Raw genomic sequence first — 17,374 nt, forward strand, 5'->3', positions numbered from 1 at the left:
ACAATCCGCCAAAAATAAAAAAGGGGCTGATCCAGGATCAGCCCCTTTTTCATTCACGCCGGCCTCAGGCGGTTTCGCGCAGCTCGCGGCGCAGGATCTTGCCCACCGGGGTCATCGGCAGGGCGTCCTTGAGCACGATGTGCTTGGGCACCTTGTAGCCGGTGAAGTTTTCCTTGCAGTAGGCCTTGAGCTCTTCCACAGTCACGCCGCCCTCGCGGGCCACCACAAACAGCTTCACCGCCTCGCCGGACTTCTCGTCCGGCACGCCGACGGCCGCGCAATTGGCAACTTTCGGGTGGGCCATGACCACGTCCTCGATCTCGTTGGGGTAGACGTTGAAGCCGGAGACGATGATCAGGTCCTTCTTGCGGTCGACGATGCGGGTGAAGCCGTCCGGGTCGATCACCGCGATATCACCGGTGCGCAGCCAGCCTTCGGCGTCCAGTACCTCGGCGGTGGCGTCCGGGCGCTGCCAGTAGCCTTTCATGACCTGCGGTCCCTTCACGCACAACTCGCCACGCTCGCCCAGGCCGACCTCATTGCCGTCATCGTCGATGACCTTGAGCGCAGTGCCAGGTACCGGGATGCCGACCGTGCCCAGGCGCGCCTGGTCGCCGTAAGGGTTGGTGCTGACCACCGGGGAAGTCTCGGTGAGCCCGTAGCCTTCCACCACGGTGCAGCCGGTCATGGCCTTCCAGCGCTCGGCAGTAGCGGTGACCAGCGCGGTGCCGCCGGAGTTGGTGACCTTCAGGTTGGAGAAGTCCAGTTCCTTGAACTCGGGGCGATCCATCAGGGCGACGAACAGGGTATTGAGGCCCAGCAGCGCGGAGAAACGCCACTTCTTCAGCTCCTTGATGAAGCCGGGGATGTCGCGCGGGTTGCTGATCAGCACGTTGTGGTTGCCGTTGACCATCATGCACATGCAGTTCGCGGTGAAGGCATAGATGTGATACAGCGGCAGCGGCGCGATCATCACCTCGTTGCCGACCTGCATCAGCGGCTTGCCGTCCGGGCCGTGCTGCTGCAGGCAAGCGTGCACCTGCTGCATGTTCGCCACGAGGTTGCCGTGGGTGAGCATGGCGCCCTTGGCCACGCCGGTGGTGCCGCCGGTGTACTGCAGCACCGCGATGTCTTCCAGGCCGACCTTGACCGGCTGCAGACCATGGCCACGGCCCTGGCGCAGCGCAGCCTTGAAGGAGACGGCCTGGGGCAGGTTGTACTCCGGCACCATCTTCTTCACATGCTTGACCACGGTGTTGACCAGCAGGCCCTTGAGCGCGGGCTGCAGGTCGCCCATCTGGGCCTCGATCAGGTATTCGATGCCGGTATCGGGCAGCACTTCCTGCACCAGCTTGCCGAACAGGTTCACGTAGACCAGCGCACGGGCGCCGGAATCCTTGAACTGGTGGCGCATCTCGCGGGCAGTGTAGAGCGGGTTGGTGTTGACCACGATGAGTCCGGCGCGCAGGGCGCCGAACACGGCGATGGGGTATTGCAGGACGTTCGGCATCTGCACGGCGATGCGATCGCCGGGCTTGAGGTCGGTGTGCTTCTGCAGGTAGGCGCCGAAGGCGGCGGACAGGCGGTCCAGCTCGGCGTAGGTCAGGGTCACGCCCATGTTGCTGAACGCCGGACGGTCGGCGAATTTCTTGCAGGAGCGCTCGAAGACTTCGACCACCGATTTGTAGGCGGTCAGGTCAATGTCGCTGGGCACGCCGGCCGGGCGTTTGTCGTTCCAGAAATCAGGTTGCATTTATTCTTGTCCTCATACCTGAGCGAAACCGAACCGTCATTGCGGTCATTCAACGGAAGCTAGCAGTTCCTTTGGTCATCGCAAAGACTCCAGGCGACGTCATAGACTGCGTGAATCTTGCGCCACCATCCGGGCATCGCGCGGGATAGAGCCGACCGCCGCCCAGGACAAGGCCCGCAGCGTGCCAGACAGACGCAGCGGGCAATCCATACAGAAGATGTCCCGGCGTGGCAAAATCGCCCCGTCTGGCCCGCTCCATGGCCCCATTCCAATAAGAATCGACGAACAAGAAGCAGGATGGACCCCATGCCCTACGCCGCCTACTGGCTCCCCGCCAGCGACGAGACACCGCTCTACACCCGCCACTGGGCGCCGGAAGGCCCGTCCCGCGGCGCGCTGATGCTGTCCCACGGCATGGCCGAGCACGCTGGCCGCTATGAGCGCCTGGGCCTGGCGCTGAGCGCCGTCGGCTACCACCTCTATGCCATCGACCAGCGCGGACACGGGCGCACCGCCGAGAACGGCGAACTGGGCCACTACGCCGACCGAGGCGGCTGGGGCAAGGTGATCGGCGACCTGCATACGCTGAACCAGCATGTGCGCGAGGAGCACCCGGACTTGCCGATCATCCTCCTCGGCCACAGCATGGGCAGCTACATCGGCAGCGCCTACCTGATGCAGCACAGCGCCAGCGTAAAGGCGGCGGTGCTGTCCGGGTCCAACTACCAGCCCGTGGCGCTGTACAAGAGCGCCCGCGTCATCGCCCGCTTCGAGCGTTGGCGCCAGGGCCCGCTGGGGCGCAGCGCGCTGATCGACTTCCTGTCCTTCGGCTCGTTCAACAAGGCCTTCAAACCCAACCGCAGCGCGTTCGACTGGCTCAGCCGCGACCCGCTCGAAGTCGACAAGTACGTCGCCGATCCGCTCTGCGGCTTCCGCTGCAGCAACCAGCTGTGGATCGACCTGCTCGGCGGCCTGGCCGACATCACCCCCGTGGAGCACCTGTCGAGCATCCGCGCCGACCTGCCGGTGATGGTCATCGGCGGCGAGCGCGACCCGGTCAGCCAGGGCAAACGCCTGCGCGATCTGGCCCAGGCGATGACCCGGGCCGGGGTTCGTGACGTCCAACTGAAGATTTATCCCGACGCCCGCCACGAGTTGTTCAACGAGAGCAACCGCGACGAGGTCACCCGCAACCTGATCGACTGGCTGGCGGCGCATTGCCCCGTTCCCCTGGTCGAAAAATCCGAGGAGCCCCTATGACTTCCGTGCAAAACGTCCCCTACGAAGAACTCGAAGTCGGCCAGAAGGCCAACTTCCAGCGCAGCGTCACCGAGCGCGACATCCAGCTGTTCGCCGAAGTCTCCGGCGACCGCAACCCGGTGCACCTGGACGCCGACTACGCCGCCACTACCCAGTTCAAGGAACGCATCGCCCACGGCATGCTCACCGGCGCGCTGATCAGCGCGGCGATCGCCACCACCCTGCCCGGCCCGGGCACCATCTACCTCGGCCAGAACCTGAGCTTCACTCGCCCGGTGAAGCTCGGTGACCAGCTGACGGTGGAGCTGGAAGTGCTGGAGAAGCTGCCGAAGAACCGCGTGCGCATCGGCACCGTGGTGCTCAACCAGGACGGCAAGGCCGTGGTCAAGGGCGAGGCCGAAGTCATGGCGCCGACCGAGAAACTCGACGTCGAACTGCCCGCGCTGCCGCCGATCACGGTCGGCTGACGCGCGTTCCGGGGTCGGCCAGCCGGCCCCGGAAACTTGTATACAGTTTCTCCCTCGACTACCCTGCCCTCGTCATTTCACATCTACCAGGGATAACCGAAGGCTGCGTGCCCGAAACCCCTCACCGGGAATCGGAGCCGCCATGGACCTTCGACTGCTGTTGCTGTCCCTCTGCACCTTCGCCGCAGGCGTTGCCGAAGCCATCCTCACCGGCATCCTGCCGTCCCTTGCCGATGACCTGCAGGTTTCCCTCAGCCTCGCCGGACAGCTCACCAGCCTGTTCTCCCTGAGCTTCGCCATCGCCGCGCCTTTGCTCGGCTGGCTTACCCGTGGCGCCGACTGTCGTCGGCTGCTGGTCATCACCCTGCTGGTGTTCGCCGCATTCAACGCCGGCGCCGCGCTGAGTCCCGGTTACGTTTCGCTGCTGCTGATGCGCATCGGCATGGCCGCCTGTTGCGGGCTGTTGATCATGCAGTCCAGCCTGCTGGCGGTGGAACTGGCGCCGCCGGCCCAGCGCGGGCGCGCCATCGGCCTGATCTTCATGGGCATCAGCGGCTCGCTGGTGTTCGGCGTGCCGGCCGGCGTGCTGGTCAACGACTGGCTTGGCTGGCGCTGGATCTTCGCCGCCATCGCCCTTTACTCCCTGCCTCTGGCCGCCCTGCTGCGGATAGCCCTGCCCCGCCGCAAACTGGACAGCCCAGCCAATGGCGCGGCCTACAGGCGCCAGCTGCGCAGCCCGTCGCTGAACTTGGCACAGCTGGTGTCGATCCTGCTGCTGGGCGGGCATTTCACCTTGTTCGCCTATATCACGCCGTGGTTCCAGCAGGTCGCCGGGATCACCGACAGCCAGGGCATCGCCCTCACGCTGCTGCTGATCGGCTTGGCGGCCATCGGTGGCGGATACCTGGGCGGCTGGCTGAGCGACCACATCGGCCATCGCCGCGCGCTGCTGGTGGTGCCGGTGCTGTTCGGCCTGGCGATGCTGGCGATTCCGCTGAGCCTCGGCCACCCCTGGCTACTGCTCGGTGCGCTGATGGTCTGGAGCACCATCAGCTGGATGATTTCCCCGGCAGTGCAGAGCTACCTGCTGGTCAGCGACCCGGCCAGCGGCAGCGCCGGGGTGGCGCTGAACACCTCGGCGATGCACCTGGGCGTGGCCCTCGGCGCGGCGCTGGGGGGCGCGGTTATCAGCTTGGCCAGCATCGGCTGGACACCCTGGGTGGGCGTCTCGCTGGTTGCCGCATCGATCTTCTGCGCGGCCTTGTCCTGCAGGCTTCAGCGCGAGCGTGCAGACGCTCCGCTCACTGTTTTACGGTAACGCTGGCAGTCATCCCGGCGCTCAGGTGCACCCCTTCGGGCACCTTGTCCAGACGGATGCGCACCGGGATGCGCTGCGCCAGGCGCACCCAGTTGAAGGTTGGCTCGACGTTGGCCAGCAACTGGCTGTCGGGAATGGCGTTGCGGTCGGTGATGCCGCTGCTGATGCTCTCCACGGTGCCGTCGATGGCGACGTCGCCGCTCATCAGCACCACCTGCGCCGGCTGGCCGATGCGGATGCCGGGCAGCTTGGTTTCCTCGAAATAGGCGGTGACGTAGAAGGACTTCTGGTCCACCAGTGCCATCATCGCCTGGCCGGCCTGGGCGTAGTTGCCCTGGGCCAGGCGCAGGTTGGTGACCTGGCCGTCGCGCGGGGCGCGCATCTCGCTGCGGGTCAGGTTGAGCTGGGCCAGGCGCACCTGGGCCTGGGCTTCGTCGTACTCGCTCTTGGCGATGGCGGCGTTGATCTGCGCGGTTTCCTTGTCCTCGGCGCTGATCGCCGCGATGCCCAGCTTGCTGCGCCGCGAAGCCTCGCTCACCCGCAGCAGGTACTGCTGGTGCCGGGTCTCGGCCAGCGCCTTGGCCTGCTCGAGGTTCGCCGCGTAGCGCTCGTGGTCGATGCGCATGATCAGGTCGCCGGCCTTGACCTGCTGGTTATCCTGCACGGCAAGGTCGGTGACCCAGCCGGAGACGTCGGGGGCGATGACCACCACATCGGCGCGCACCCGCGCATCGCGGGTCCAGGGCGACAGCATGTAGTAACGCCACAGCCAGGTGCCGGCCAGGACGGCGGCGATGACCAGGACGATGGTGACGGTTACGCGAAGGTATCCGCGCATACAGCTTCTCCTCTCAAGGCGCAGCGCTGAGCGCCCAGGTGATGGCGCACAGGATCAGTACGAACAGGGCGCAGTCGAACAGCGCCTCGTGCCAGATCCAGCGCCCGAAGGGTGTGGCCTGCAGCAGCAGGCGCAGTACGACCGTCAGGCCGAGGGCGAGCACTGCATAGATGAACAGCGGGCTCAGGAACACACCGCCCCAGCCGAATTCATGCAGTCCCATTGGCGTCCTCCAGGCGGCACCACTGGCGCCAGGTATGGCGCAATTGCGCCAGCGCGGCACGGGCCAGGCGGTTGGGTTCGTTGTCGCCCTGCACGTCGTGCGCCAGGGCTTGCTCCAGCGGCGGGCACAGGCTTTCCAGACGCTGCTCGCGTCCCACGCCGGGGCCCTTCTCCAGGACGCCGCCCAGGGCGCCGAGGAACTGGTCACGACGCTTGCCCAGTTGCCCCTGGGAACCGCTGAGGCAGGCGCGCAGGTGGATCAGCTCATTGCCCAGATCGAGGGCAAGCAGCCCGTCCTGCCAGCGCCGCTGTTCTTCCTTGGGCAACAAGGTGTAGTGGCGCGCCAGACGGATCAGGCGGTCGGCCATGCGCCCGCCGAACCAGCTTTCGGCTTCGGCCAGCGGCCGCCGGGTCAGGCGGCCGAGGTCTTCGCAGGTGGCCTGGATCAACCGGCGGTTAAGCCAGTTCGCCGGGAGCGTGAGCAGACGGAACACGAGCACGGCGAAGCCCACGCCAATCACGATGCCCTGGGCCGAATTGAGCAGGTTGGCAAGGTCGTACTTCATCACGTTGCTCGGCGCGACCAGGGTGATGAAGTGGATCGAGAAGGACGTCGCGGTGCCGGCCAGCGCCGGCGTGGCCATTCCCAGCAGGGCGAAGAACAACGGTACCCCCAGTGCCAGGCAGAGCAGCGGAAAGCCGTTCCACTGCGGTAGCAGCCACTGGGTTACCACTGCGGCGGCGGGCACCGCATAGAGAATGCCGCGCAGGAAGCCCAGACCGATGGTGACGGCATTGTCGCGATTGGCGAACAGGCTGCAGATCACCGCCGCCAGCAACATTCCGCCGGTGGCCGCAGGCCAGGCCGTGGCCATCCAGAAGGCCGACATGCCCAGCAGCGCCAGCGCACTGCGCAGGCCGTAGAACAACGCCATCAGCCAGTCACGGTGCCAGGACAGCGTGCCGGTGGCGACATCGTCCACCCGCCCGTCCGCCACGGCGCGCATGGTCTTCTCCGAGTTCAGCGCCTTGAGCAGCAGCAGGGCGCAGCGGGTCAGGCAATAGCGCAGGTCGTTGGAGTAGCTCTCATCCAGACCTGCAGCTTGCAGGCGCTCCTGCAGCGAACGCATGGCTTCGACCTGCGGGTCCTCCAGGGTGGCGCGCAGTTCCTCGAACCAGGGTTGCAGGCGCGCGCGGTCCTCGGCATCCAGCACGCTGCGTTGCCGGGCCACACCGCGGGCGGTACGCAGCAGGCTGAGCAAGTCGCGGGAGAGAATCCGCAGCGCGCGCGAACGCATCCGCCCGCGGTACCCCTCGAACCAGGCGTGGTCGCGTTGCACGTCCACTTCGACGATCTTGCCCAGCGCCTGCAGCAGGCCCTTGATCTGCCGGGCGTCTGCATCGATCTCGCTACGCGCGGCCTGCATGCCGGTGAGCCAGGTGGCGTGGGCCTGCCTGCCCAGGTTGGCCTCGACACGGCGCGGCCAGAGGATGGCACTCATGGCCGACGCGCAGAGGATGCCCAGGCAGATTTCCGTACTGCGTGCGACGGCCTGGTCGAAGACGCCCAGCGGATGGCTGATCGCCGGCAGGCCGATGATCGCCACGGTATACCCGGACAGCACGAAGGCGTAGGAAACATGGTTACGCAGGGTCGTCGAGGCGGCCGTGCAGAGGCCGAGCCAGAGCGAGACAGCCAGCAGGAACAACCAGGGCGTCTGGGCGAACAGCGCGATCATCACCACCGACATCACGGTGCCAACCACGGTGCCGATCAAGCGGAATATGCCCTTGGCCACCACCATGCCCGACAGCGGCTGGGACACGATGAACACCGTCATCAGCGCCCATTGCGGCTGTTCCAGGTCGAAACGGAAGGCGCACCAGAGCGCCAGGCCACCGGCCAGGAGGGTCTTGATCGCAAATTTCAGCGCCAGCGTATCCGGCGCCAGGAATGCCTGTAGCGAAGGTCGCACGCGGTCTCTCGAAAGCAATACCGGTCTGTCGGGTTAAAGATAGCCGGCATGGAGAACAACTGAATCGTTGCTTGAAATATTATTAGCAAGCTAACAACTTGTCATCCTGACTTTCGTCGAGGCAAAAAAAAACGGGCGACCTAAGTCGCCCGAAGTGCCTTGCGTGCTCTGTGAATCTGTAAGGATCAGCTCTTCTTGTGGCTGTCCTTCCAGATGAAAATTCCGACCCCACCGAAGAACAGAACCATGAGACCAACGGTAAGGACGCCTGCGAGAACCACTTCGTCGATGAACATGATGCTGGCCTCCTGTTGCCTACATCGTCTGGGGATGTGTGCAGATTACCGGCGACCGGGCGGCGCAAATTGACCTGGATCAATGGTCGACAAGGCGCTTTCCGGGGAGGGCCGCAGCACTGACGCAGGTCAAGTTTCCGGAGGGGTGCGGTGCGGCGGGAAGCCGCGCAGAGCGGGGCCTTGCGGCCCTGGGAGGGGGAATTCAGCGTTTCTTCGGCTTGCTCTTGCCCTTCTTGCGCGGCTTGCCCAGCGGCAGCGCCTGCTCGAAGGCCTTGCGCACGTCCTGCAGACGCTTTTCGTGCACGTCATGGATGCGCTTGTCGCGCTCGGCGGTGAAGTCGATCAGCTTGTCGTCGTTGCTCATGGCAGGGCATGCACCAGGCGGAAAGTCAGGTTCAGGCGCGAAGCAACCGGGCGGCGCGTCTTCGCGACCTGATGCTGCCAATAATGCTGTGTCGCGCCGGACATGACCAGCAGCGAACCGCCAGGCAGCTCGATGGAATGTTCGATTGTGTTTCGCCCCTTGCGCCGCAGGTCGAAGCGCCGCGTACCGCCCAGGTTCAGCGAGGCCACCACCGGGTTGCGCCCGAGTTCCGGCTCGTCGTCGCTGTGCCAGCCCATGGAGTCCTGGCCGTCGCGATAGAAATTGAGCAGCACGCCGTTGAAGCGCTGGCCGGCGGCCTGCTCCACCGCCGAGCGGATTTCCGCCAGCAGCGGCGTCCAGGGCAGCGGCGCGTGGGTCTGGCCGGAATAGGAATAGAAAGCCGCGGGATCGCCATACCAGTTGACCAGGCGCGGCACCGGGTAATCGCGCCCGTGCAGGTGCACGACGGTCTGCTCCCAGGGCGTCTCGGCAACCAGTTGCTGCAGCCAGCGCTCGGCGCGCTCGGGTGGGCACCAATCGGGAATCAGGCGCAGTTCGGCATCGGGCAGCAGGATGGGGGCATCGTCGAACAGCATGGCAAGCTCGGGAATCAGCAATGCGAAGAGTCTAACTCGACACTTCAGACCTCGACATCGATCCACAACCCCTTGCGCTGGGCCGGCTGCACTTCATCGCCCAGCTCCTCCACTTCCTCCAGTTCTTCCAGCGCCTCGCCTTCGGGGGTGCCGTCGGCCAGTTGGCGACGCTTGCGTCGGCGCTGGTATTCCTCGCGCAGCGCCTCCTCATCCGGGCGACGCTCCAGCTCCACGCCGGCATTCCCCGCGCTGGGCGCAGGCGGAGTCACCGGAGCGACATCCGGTCGCGGCTTGGGCACGTCCTGCTGGGCAGTGACGGGCGCCAGACTATGGGGAATGGGCGGCAGCATCGTGCGGTCCTGGGCTGTGCGGCAAGCCCTGTGGGGAGGTCCTCTGGTCAGGCTATCGGCGCAGCGGCTACAGACTTGAGAGCGTCTCGCTACACTTTCCACGATTTGCGATGAGTGCGTATTCCGGACTGGTTACACCACAGATCAGTCGACCGGAGGCGCTGACGGCCATCGCTGAAAGCTGCGCGTTCCGGTACCATAGCCGGCTTTTTTTGGGAGGTGTCCATGGCGCAGTATCAACCCGGTCAACGCTGGATCAGCGACAGTGAAGCGGAACTCGGGCTGGGGACCATCCTGGCGCTGGACGGCCGCATGCTCACGGTGCTCTATCCCGCCACCGGTGATACCCGCCAGTACGCCGAGCGCAATGCCCCGCTGACCCGCGTGCGCTTCGCTCCGGGCGACGAGATCACCCATTTCGAAGGCTGGAAGATGACCGTCCGCGAAGTGGACGAGGTCGACGGCCTGCTGATCTACCACGGCCTCACCGCGCAGAACGACCAGCGCACCGTGCCGGAAACCCAGCTGTCGAACTTCATCCAGTTCCGCCTGGCCAGCGACCGCCTGTTCGCCGGGCAGATCGACCCGATGTCCTGGTTCGGTCTGCGCTACCACACCCTGGAACACCGCACCCGCCTGCTGCAGTCCTCGCTTTGGGGCCTGGGTGGCGCCCGCGCGCAACCCATCGCCCACCAGCTGCACATCGCCCGCGAAGTCGCCGACCGCATGGCACCGCGCGTCCTGCTGGCCGACGAAGTGGGTCTGGGCAAGACCATCGAAGCGGGCCTGGTGATCCATCGCCAAATGCTTTCCGGCCGCGCCAGCCGCGTGCTCATCCTGGTTCCGGAGAACCTGCAGCACCAGTGGCTGGTGGAAATGCGCCGGCGCTTCAACCTGGAAGTCGCCCTCTTCGACCGCGAGCGTTTCGTCGAGAGCGATGCCAGCAACCCCTTCGAAGACACCCAACTGGCCCTGGTGGCGCTGGAGTGGCTGCGCGAGGACGAGAAGGCACAGGACGCGCTGTTTGCCGCCGAGTGGGACCTGCTGGTGGTCGACGAAGCCCACCACCTCGTGTGGCACCCGGAGCAGGCCAGCGCGGAGTACCAGCTGGTCGAGCAACTTTCCCAGGTGATCCCCGGCGTGCTGCTGCTCACCGCGACCCCGGAACAGCTCGGCCTGGATAGCCACTTCGCCCGTCTGCGCCTGCTCGACCCGGACCGCTTCCATGATCTGGAAGCCTTCCGTGCCGAAAGCACCCAGTACCGCCCGGTTGCCGAAGCGGTGCAGGAATTGATCGACCAGGGCAGCCTCTCCCCCGCCGCGCGCCAGGCCATCCATGGCTTCCTCGGCAGCGAGGGCGACGAACTGCTGACCAGCGTCGAGGGCGGCAATGAAGAAGCCCGCGCCCGCCTGGTGCGCGAGTTGCTGGACCGCCACGGCACCGGCCGCGTGCTGTTCCGCAACACCCGCGCCGCCGTGCAGGGCTTCCCCGAGCGCCAACTGCACCCATACGTGCTGCCCAACCCGATCGAGTACATGGAGCTGCCGCTGGGCGAGCACCCGGACCTCTATCCGGAAGTCAGCTTCCAGGCCCAGGCCGACGACGGTGACGAGAATAACCGCTGGTGGCGCTTCGACCCGCGCGTCGAGTGGCTGATCGACACCCTGAAGATGCTCAAGCAGTACAAGGTGCTGGTGATCTGCGCCCACGCCGAGACCGCGATGGACCTCGGCGACGCCCTGCGCTTGAAGTCCGGCATTCCGGCCACCGTGTTCCACGAAGGCATGAGCATTCTTGAGCGCGACCGCGCCGCCGCCTACTTCGCCGATGAAGAGTTCGGCGCCCAGGTGCTGATCTGCTCGGAAATCGGCAGCGAAGGCCGCAACTTCCAGTTCGCCCACCACCTGGTGCTGTTCGACCTGCCGGCCCACCCGGACCAGCTGGAACAGCGCATCGGCCGTCTGGACCGGATCGGCCAGAAGCACACCATCCAGATCCACGTGCCACACCTGGAGAACAGCCCGCAGGAACGCCTGTTCCAGTGGTACCACCAGGCGCTGAACGCCTTCCTCAACACCTGTCCCACCGGCAACGCCCTGCAGCACCGCTTCGGCCCGCGCCTGGTGGAACTGCTGGACGGCGGCGACGACGACGCCTTCGAGGCGCTGCTGGCCGAAGGCACCGCCGCCCGCGAGGCGCTGGAAGCCGAGATGCACAACGGCCGCGACCGCCTGCTGGAATTGAACTCCGGTGGCGCCGGTGAAGGCGAAGCGCTGGTGGAAGAGATCGAGGAACAGGACGACCAGTTCGCCCTGCCGATCTACATGGAGCGACTGTTCGACACCTACGGCATCGACAGCGAGGACCACTCCGAGAATGCGCTGATCCTGCGCCCGAGCGAGAAGATGCTCGACGCCAGCTTCCCGCTGGGCGACGACGAAGGCGTGACCGTCACCTACGACCGCGCCCAGGCCCTGGCTCGCGAGGACATGCAGTTCCTCACCTGGGAACACCCCATGGTGCAGGGCGGCATGGACCTGGTGCTGTCCGGCTCGCTGGGCAACACTTCGGTGGCGCTGATCAAGAACAAGGCGCTCAAGCCCGGCACCGTGCTGCTGGAGCTGCTGTTCGTCAGCGAAGCCGTGGCGCCGCGCAAGCTGCAGCTGGGCCGCTTCCTGCCTCCGGTGGCGCTGCGTTGCCTGATGGACGCCAACGGCAACGACCTGTCCTCGCGCGTGTCCTTCGAGACCCTGAACGACCAGTTGGAAAGCGTGCCGCGCGCCAGCGCCAACAAGTTCGTGCAGGCGCAGCGTGACGCACTGGCCAAGCAGTTCGCCCAGGCCGAGACCAAGATCACCCCGCGCCATGCCGAGCGCGTCGAGGCTGCTCGCCAGCAGTTGAAGGCGACCCTGGACGAGGAGCTGGCGCGCCTGACTGCGCTCAAGGCCGTCAACCCCAGCGTGCGCGACAGCGAGCTGGACGCCCTGCGCAAGCAGCGCGACGACAGCCTGGCAATGCTGGACAAGGCCTCGCTGCGCCTGGAGGCGATCCGCGTGCTGGTGGCGGGCTGATCCCGCCAGCGCGTCATGCAGAAGCCGCCACCGGGCAACCGGTGGCGGCTTTTTTCATGCCCGCCCATCCCTCCCGCGCTCCGGTCACCGCAGTCGTTGAATCGAGCCGCTCTATTCCCGGAATTTTCAGACACACCGACTACCATTGACGCTGCGCAAGGGATTCTCGCCCATGGGGGGATAGAGTTTCCTTACCAAGCCACTCATTGAGGGAACACATCATGTACGAGCGCATTCTGGTAGCGGTGGACGGCAGTCCGGTTTCCGACCGCGCCCTGGTCGAAGCGGCCAAGCTGGCCCAGCTGAGCGGTGGCGAGCTGCGTGTCATCACCATTGTCGACAGCCCGCTGCGCCATCTGCCCGACTACGCCGTGTACTACAACCCGGAGCCGCTGCGCGAAGCCGCGCTGAAGGCCGCCGACGACATCCTCGGCAAGGCGAAGGAAAAGATCGCCGAGTTCCCGGTGAAAACCAGCTTCGAGCGAGTCTGCCAGGAACGCGCCAGCGAAGAGATCGCCGAGCGCATCGAGATCGAGGCCGAAGCGTCCAAGTCCGACATCATCGTCATGGGCACCCACGGCCGCCGCGGCGTCCGCCGCCTGATGCTGGGCAGTGTGGCCGAAGGCCTGCTGCGCGTCAGCAACCGCCCGGTGCTGCTGGTTCGCGAGAAGTAATTAACCCGGAAAGACAAAAAGGCCCTGCGGCGTAAGCCGCAGGGCCTTTTTCATGGCCGCCGCTCAGGTCACTGCGCAGCGGTCATGTCGCGCCTGCAGGAATGGAAGATATCCAGCTCCGGCTGGTACAGGCTGGTCTGTACGCCGTACAGGCCAAGCACCGAATGGAACAGGTTGTCGTGGCTCAACTCGTCGCTGGCCGCCTTTTTCTCCAGGCAGGCCCGGTCTACGCCCATGCCGCCGAGGGCACCGGTGCCGAACCACATCACCATGGGCACGTGGGTCTGCGCTTTCGGTGCGATGGCATAGGGCGCGGCGTGCAGGTAGACGCCATTCTCGCCCAGCGATTCGCCGTGGTCGGAGACATAGACCATCGAAGTGTCGAAGCGCTCCTGGTTCTGCTTGAGCAGCTCCACCACCTTGGACAGGAAGAAGTCGGTGTAGAGGATGGTGTTGTCGTAGACGTTCACCAGCTCCTCACTGCTGCAACTGCCCAGCTGGTTGGTGCGGCACACGGGAGTGAAGCGCTCCAGCGACTTGGGATAGCGCTCGTAGTACTCCGGACCGTGGCTGCCGTCGGCGTGCAGGACGATGATGGCGTTGTCCTTCAGGCCGTCGATGTAGGCCTGCAGGTTCTGCAGCAGGGCTTCGTCCAGGCAGTTCCTGCCATCGCAGAACGGGCCAGGCTGATCCTTCGGAATATCGCGGTTGGGCACGCGCAGGCAGGTGCCCTTGCAGTCGCTGTTGTTGTCCAGCCAGAGCACCGACACGCCGACGCGCTGGAGGATATCCAGCAGGCCCTGATTGGTCTTGCCCTTCTTGTCGCTGTAGTCCTCGCGAGGGAACTTGGAGAACATGCAGGGCACCGACACCGCAGTGGACGTCCCGCAGGAGCTGACGTTGGCGAAGTTGACGATATCGAGCTTCTTCAGCTCCGGGTTGGTGTCGCGGGCGTAGCCGTTGAGGGAGAAGTGGTCCGCGCGTGCGGTTTCACCGACCACGAAGATCATCAACGACTTGCGGCCATCGGCGCTCACCTTGCGCGGCATCACCGCATCCTCGCCGATGGGCTGCACCACCAGGTTTTCCTTGATGCCCAGGCGCTGCTTGGTGAACTTGCTCACCGCATAGATGTAGTTGGTCGGGTTGATGAAGTGGGTCAGCTTCTCTTCCTGGCGGAACACCGGGGCGTAGGTGGAATAGAACGCCCCCACGCAGACGGCGACCACCACCAGGCAACCGAAGATCACCAATACCTTGTTCAGCAGGCCACGGAAGAATGGGCTGTAGCGCACCGGCGTCAGCCAGATGATCACCGCCGGCAGCACGCCGAGCACCAGCAGGTAGCCGAACATGCGCGCGCTGAACAGCGCTGTGGCTTCGCCGGGGTTGGTCTCGACGACGTTCTGCACCATCACGGTATCGATCACGACACCGTAGGAATTCATGAAGTACGCCGCGGCCGCGGACACCAGCGCAACCAGGGTCAGCGCCGGTTTGAGCAGCGGGCGGAAGGACACCAGGGTCAGCAGCAGGGTGAAGGCCGCCCACAGGAACAAGCCGAAGGAGGCGAAGAAAGCCACGCCCCACAGGCCTTCCATGGGAACCAGGCTGTTCAGTGCCCGCCAGGTGGCGAAGTTGTAGAACAGCACCAGAGCCAGCGAGAACAGCAGGACCAGCCGCGCGGGGCTGACCTGAGGGAAGAGGCGGCGCTTGCCCTCGGACATCGAGCGCACTCCTTACATCGATAGTCGGATAGGAAATGAAATAGCCGATCCTGCCGGCCGGCGGCGCAACTCTAGCGGGCAGTTAGTCAAAAAAGTGTCAAGTTGGCTACCCGCTTTCGGTCAGTGGTCGGAACAATGATCGAACCGGTACCTGGTACTACCGTACGTCGCGCACTCCATGGCCTTGCAGCGAAATAGCAACCGTCCGCTTGCAGCGTGTGGGCGACTTTCTAGACTCAACACAAAAGTGATATCAATCTGCCTTCGCACCCTCGACATCCGGAGCATCCCGCCCATGGACTGGCACCAGGACGCCTTACCCGATGCTGTGCTGCTGGAGTGTTCCCATAACCCCTGGCTGGTTCTGCTGGCCATCTTCATCGCCTGCGTCGCCAGCTTCGTCGCCCTGAGCATCGCCGCGCGAATGGTCCGCGCGCCGCAACACGCCCACCGCTGGCAGTGGGTCGGCGGCATCTGCCTGGGCAGCGGCATCTGGTCGATGCACTTCGTTTCGATGCAGGCCTTCCACGCCTCGGTGCCGCTGCATTTCTCCGGCGGCCTGACATTGCTTTCGCTGCTCATCGCCATCGGCATCTGTGTGGTCGCCATGCGCCTGCTCGCCCACGCCGGGCTGAGCCCGCTGCAGTACCTGCTGGCCGCCTGCTGCATCGGCGCCAGCATCGCCGGCATGCATTACACCGGCATGGCCGCCATCCAGACGCCGCCCATGCAGCATTACGACCCGCTGCTGGTCACCCTGTCAGTGCTGCTTGCCGTTCTGGTCGCCTTCGTCGCCCTGGTCCTGGCCCCGGTGCTCAACCGCCAACCGGCAAATCTCCAGTGGATCTACCAGATCGCCGCCAGCCTGCTGCTCGGTGGTGCCATCTCCAGCATGCACTTCACCGGCATGGCCGCACTGACCCTGACCCTGCCCAGTTGGGTAGCGCCGGTGGCGGACCTGGGGCGCAACAACGCCATCCAGCTCGGACTGATGGTCGGCCTGCTGGCCCTCGCCGTGGTGCTGGCCGGGCTCTGGGCGGCCTGGATCGAGGACAGCCTGGAAAGCAAGGAAAGCGAGCTGAGCCGGGTCAACGCCCTGCTCAGCCAGTTGGACAATGCCAACGCCTCGCTGCAGAAACTGGCGCGTTTCGACGGGCTCACCGGTCTGCATAACCGCAACGCCCTCAACGACGAGTTCGAGGCGCGCCTGCAACGCAACCGCCAGAAGGGTCAGGGCATGGCGGTGATCCTGCTGGACCTGGACCACTTCAAGCGGGTCAACGACTCCCTCGGCCACGCGGCCGGCGACGAGTTGCTGTGCATCGTTTCCGAGCGCATCCGCAGCGCGCTGCGCGGCACCGACCTGCTGGCGCGCTTTGGCGGCGACGAGTTCTGCATCCTCGCCGACCTCGGCGAGGATCATGAAGCGCGCATCCTCGCCCAGCGCCTGATGCAGCGCATGAAGGAGCCGATCAGCATCGCCGGGCGCAGCCTGGTGATGACCCTGAGCGTCGGCATCAGCCTGTTCCCCAACGACAGCGAGCTGCCCGAGGAGTTGCTCAAGCACGCCGATCTCGCGCTGTACCAGTCCAAGGGCAACGGCCGCAATGCCACCCATTTTTTCAGCCCGCACCTGAAGACCAAGGCCACCCAGGAACTGCAACTGGAAGAAGAGTTGCGCAAGGCGCTGTGGGACGACGAGCTGGTGCTCTACTACCAGCCGATCCTGCGCATAGACCATGGCGAAGTGGCGCAGCTCGAGGCGCTGGTGCGCTGGAAGCACCCCACCCACGGACTGCTGGCGCCGGACCGCTTCATCGGGCTGGCCACCGCCAATGGCCTGATCGGCGCGCTCGATGCCTGGGTGCTGCGCCGTGCCTGCCAGGACCTGCGCCGCCTGCATGAGCTGGGTTACCACAGCCTGCGCGTGGCGGTGAACTGCTGCGCCAGCAACCTGGGGCGTGAGAGCCTGGTCGACGAAGTCCAGCGAACCCTGGAAGAGACCGGCCTGGCGGCCCGCTACCTGGAAATGGAAGTCACCGAGAATGCCGTGATGTCCAACATCAACCAGGCCATCCCGCTGCTCAACCGTCTGCGCGACCTGGGCGTCAGCCTGTCCATCGACGACTTCGGCACCGGCTACTCGTCGCTGTCCTACCTGCGCCAGTTGCCACTGGACGCGCTGAAGGTGGACCGCTCCTTCATCCGTGACGTACCGCAATCACGCCGCGACAGCGAGATTGCCCAGGCGATCATCGCCATGGCGCAGAAGCTGCACCTGAAGGTGATCGCCGAGGGCGTGGAGCACGCACAGCAACTGGCCTTTCTGCGCGATAACCATTGCGAACTGGCCCAGGGCTACCTGTTCAGCCGGCCCCTGCCCTTGAGCGCGCTGGTGGAGTTCCTCGAGGCCTACCGCGAGGACAGCGATCCGGCGCTGCTGCGCAACCAGGCCTGAGGC

At 65.4% G+C, this 17,374-nt stretch carries 15 protein-coding genes; 6 read left to right on the forward strand and 9 right to left on the reverse strand.

The features are described 5' to 3' along the window. Positions 1–64 precede the first annotated feature (64 nt). The gene (gene fadD2 / locus MJ122_RS03600; protein ID WP_088419745.1) at positions 65–1,753 is read right to left on the reverse strand and encodes a long-chain-fatty-acid--CoA ligase FadD2; all 1,689 of its coding nucleotides are present in this window, start codon (positions 1,751–1,753) and stop codon (positions 65–67) included. 306 nt (positions 1,754–2,059) lie between these two features. Between fadD2 and MJ122_RS03605 the strand changes: the two genes are divergently transcribed. From MJ122_RS03605 to MJ122_RS03615, 3 genes are all read left to right on the forward strand, one after another. Beyond that, entirely contained in the window at positions 2,060–3,013 is a 954-nt protein-coding gene (locus tag MJ122_RS03605) for an alpha/beta hydrolase (RefSeq protein WP_239742347.1), read from the forward strand. Further along, the gene (locus MJ122_RS03610; protein ID WP_017522200.1) at positions 3,010–3,480 is read left to right on the forward strand and encodes a MaoC family dehydratase; all 471 of its coding nucleotides are present in this window, start codon (positions 3,010–3,012) and stop codon (positions 3,478–3,480) included. The genes MJ122_RS03605 and MJ122_RS03610 overlap by 4 nt, the downstream gene beginning before the upstream one ends. A gap of 142 nt (positions 3,481–3,622) precedes the next feature. Further along, entirely contained in the window at positions 3,623–4,798 is a 1,176-nt protein-coding gene (locus tag MJ122_RS03615; RefSeq protein ID WP_239742349.1) for an MFS transporter, read from the forward strand. Here MJ122_RS03615 and MJ122_RS03620 read toward each other — a convergent pair. From MJ122_RS03620 to MJ122_RS03645, 7 genes are all read right to left on the reverse strand, one after another. Then, positions 4,782–5,636, reverse strand: a complete 855-nt coding sequence (locus MJ122_RS03620) for an HlyD family secretion protein (protein ID WP_239742352.1) — start codon at positions 5,634–5,636, stop codon at positions 4,782–4,784. The genes MJ122_RS03615 and MJ122_RS03620 overlap by 17 nt on opposite strands. Positions 5,637–5,649: 13 nt before the next feature. Further along, positions 5,650–5,859: a DUF1656 domain-containing protein gene (locus tag MJ122_RS03625; protein ID WP_037010214.1), complete on the reverse strand. Its 210-nt coding sequence runs from the start codon at positions 5,857–5,859 to the stop codon at positions 5,650–5,652. Next, complete coding sequence (locus MJ122_RS03630; RefSeq protein ID WP_239742355.1) at positions 5,846–7,834, reverse strand: FUSC family protein; 1,989 nt, start codon at positions 7,832–7,834, stop codon at positions 5,846–5,848. The genes MJ122_RS03625 and MJ122_RS03630 overlap by 14 nt, the downstream gene beginning before the upstream one ends. A gap of 185 nt (positions 7,835–8,019) precedes the next feature. Continuing rightward, positions 8,020–8,130 (reverse strand): cytochrome c oxidase subunit CcoM, encoded by a 111-nt coding sequence (ccoM, locus tag MJ122_RS30165; RefSeq protein ID WP_017522205.1) that lies wholly within the window; start codon positions 8,128–8,130, stop codon positions 8,020–8,022. Positions 8,131–8,332: 202 nt separating this feature from the next. Continuing rightward, positions 8,333–8,494 (reverse strand): hypothetical protein, encoded by a 162-nt coding sequence (locus tag MJ122_RS03635; RefSeq protein WP_088419735.1) that lies wholly within the window; start codon positions 8,492–8,494, stop codon positions 8,333–8,335. Then, on the reverse strand, positions 8,491–9,090 hold the full coding sequence (locus MJ122_RS03640) for an alpha-ketoglutarate-dependent dioxygenase AlkB (protein WP_239742358.1): 600 nt from the start codon (positions 9,088–9,090) through the stop codon (positions 8,491–8,493). The genes MJ122_RS03635 and MJ122_RS03640 overlap by 4 nt, the downstream gene beginning before the upstream one ends. Positions 9,091–9,134: 44 nt before the next feature. Beyond that, a complete protein-coding gene (locus MJ122_RS03645) occupies positions 9,135–9,440 on the reverse strand; it encodes an aspartate-semialdehyde dehydrogenase (protein WP_088419731.1) in 306 nt (101 codons plus the stop codon). A 219-nt stretch (positions 9,441–9,659) separates the two neighbouring features. Between MJ122_RS03645 and rapA the strand changes: the two genes are divergently transcribed. Both rapA and MJ122_RS03655 read left to right on the forward strand, forming a co-directional pair. After that, on the forward strand, positions 9,660–12,512 hold the full coding sequence (gene rapA / locus MJ122_RS03650) for an RNA polymerase-associated protein RapA (RefSeq protein WP_172419250.1): 2,853 nt from the start codon (positions 9,660–9,662) through the stop codon (positions 12,510–12,512). A 221-nt stretch (positions 12,513–12,733) separates the two neighbouring features. Beyond that, positions 12,734–13,186 (forward strand): universal stress protein, encoded by a 453-nt coding sequence (locus MJ122_RS03655; protein ID WP_017522210.1) that lies wholly within the window; start codon positions 12,734–12,736, stop codon positions 13,184–13,186. Positions 13,187–13,254: 68 nt separating this feature from the next. Here MJ122_RS03655 and MJ122_RS03660 read toward each other — a convergent pair whose 3' ends face one another. Then, positions 13,255–14,913 (reverse strand): phosphoethanolamine--lipid A transferase, encoded by a 1,659-nt coding sequence (locus MJ122_RS03660; RefSeq protein ID WP_088419727.1) that lies wholly within the window; start codon positions 14,911–14,913, stop codon positions 13,255–13,257. A gap of 295 nt (positions 14,914–15,208) precedes the next feature. On the opposite strand from MJ122_RS03660, the gene MJ122_RS03665 reads away from it, so the two are divergent. Beyond that, on the forward strand, positions 15,209–17,371 hold the full coding sequence (locus MJ122_RS03665; RefSeq protein WP_239742361.1) for a bifunctional diguanylate cyclase/phosphodiesterase: 2,163 nt from the start codon (positions 15,209–15,211) through the stop codon (positions 17,369–17,371). The last annotated feature ends 3 nt before the right edge of the window (positions 17,372–17,374 follow it).

Source organism: Pseudomonas sp. DP-17 (genome assembly GCF_022380625.1).
GTDB lineage: Bacteria > Pseudomonadota > Gammaproteobacteria > Pseudomonadales > Pseudomonadaceae > Pseudomonas > Pseudomonas nitroreducens_A.

Coding starts and splice junctions, on each gene's coding strand:
- fadD2 (WP_088419745.1), bottom strand. CDS start 1,753: ATGCAACCTGATTTCTGGAACGACAAACGCCCGGCCGGCGTGCCCAGC.
- MJ122_RS03605 (WP_239742347.1), top strand. CDS start 2,060: ATGCCCTACGCCGCCTACTGGCTCCCCGCCAGCGACGAGACACCGCTC.
- MJ122_RS03610 (WP_017522200.1), top strand. CDS start 3,010: ATGACTTCCGTGCAAAACGTCCCCTACGAAGAACTCGAAGTCGGCCAG.
- MJ122_RS03615 (WP_239742349.1), top strand. CDS start 3,623: ATGGACCTTCGACTGCTGTTGCTGTCCCTCTGCACCTTCGCCGCAGGC.
- MJ122_RS03620 (WP_239742352.1), bottom strand. CDS start 5,636: ATGCGCGGATACCTTCGCGTAACCGTCACCATCGTCCTGGTCATCGCC.
- MJ122_RS03625 (WP_037010214.1), bottom strand. CDS start 5,859: ATGGGACTGCATGAATTCGGCTGGGGCGGTGTGTTCCTGAGCCCGCTG.
- ccoM (WP_017522205.1), bottom strand. CDS start 8,130: ATGTTCATCGACGAAGTGGTTCTCGCAGGCGTCCTTACCGTTGGTCTC.
- MJ122_RS03635 (WP_088419735.1), bottom strand. CDS start 8,494: ATGAGCAACGACGACAAGCTGATCGACTTCACCGCCGAGCGCGACAAG.
- MJ122_RS03640 (WP_239742358.1), bottom strand. CDS start 9,090: ATGCTGTTCGACGATGCCCCCATCCTGCTGCCCGATGCCGAACTGCGC.
- MJ122_RS03645 (WP_088419731.1), bottom strand. CDS start 9,440: ATGCTGCCGCCCATTCCCCATAGTCTGGCGCCCGTCACTGCCCAGCAG.
- MJ122_RS03655 (WP_017522210.1), top strand. CDS start 12,734: ATGTACGAGCGCATTCTGGTAGCGGTGGACGGCAGTCCGGTTTCCGAC.
- MJ122_RS03660 (WP_088419727.1), bottom strand. CDS start 14,913: ATGTCCGAGGGCAAGCGCCGCCTCTTCCCTCAGGTCAGCCCCGCGCGG.
- MJ122_RS03665 (WP_239742361.1), top strand. CDS start 15,209: ATGGACTGGCACCAGGACGCCTTACCCGATGCTGTGCTGCTGGAGTGT.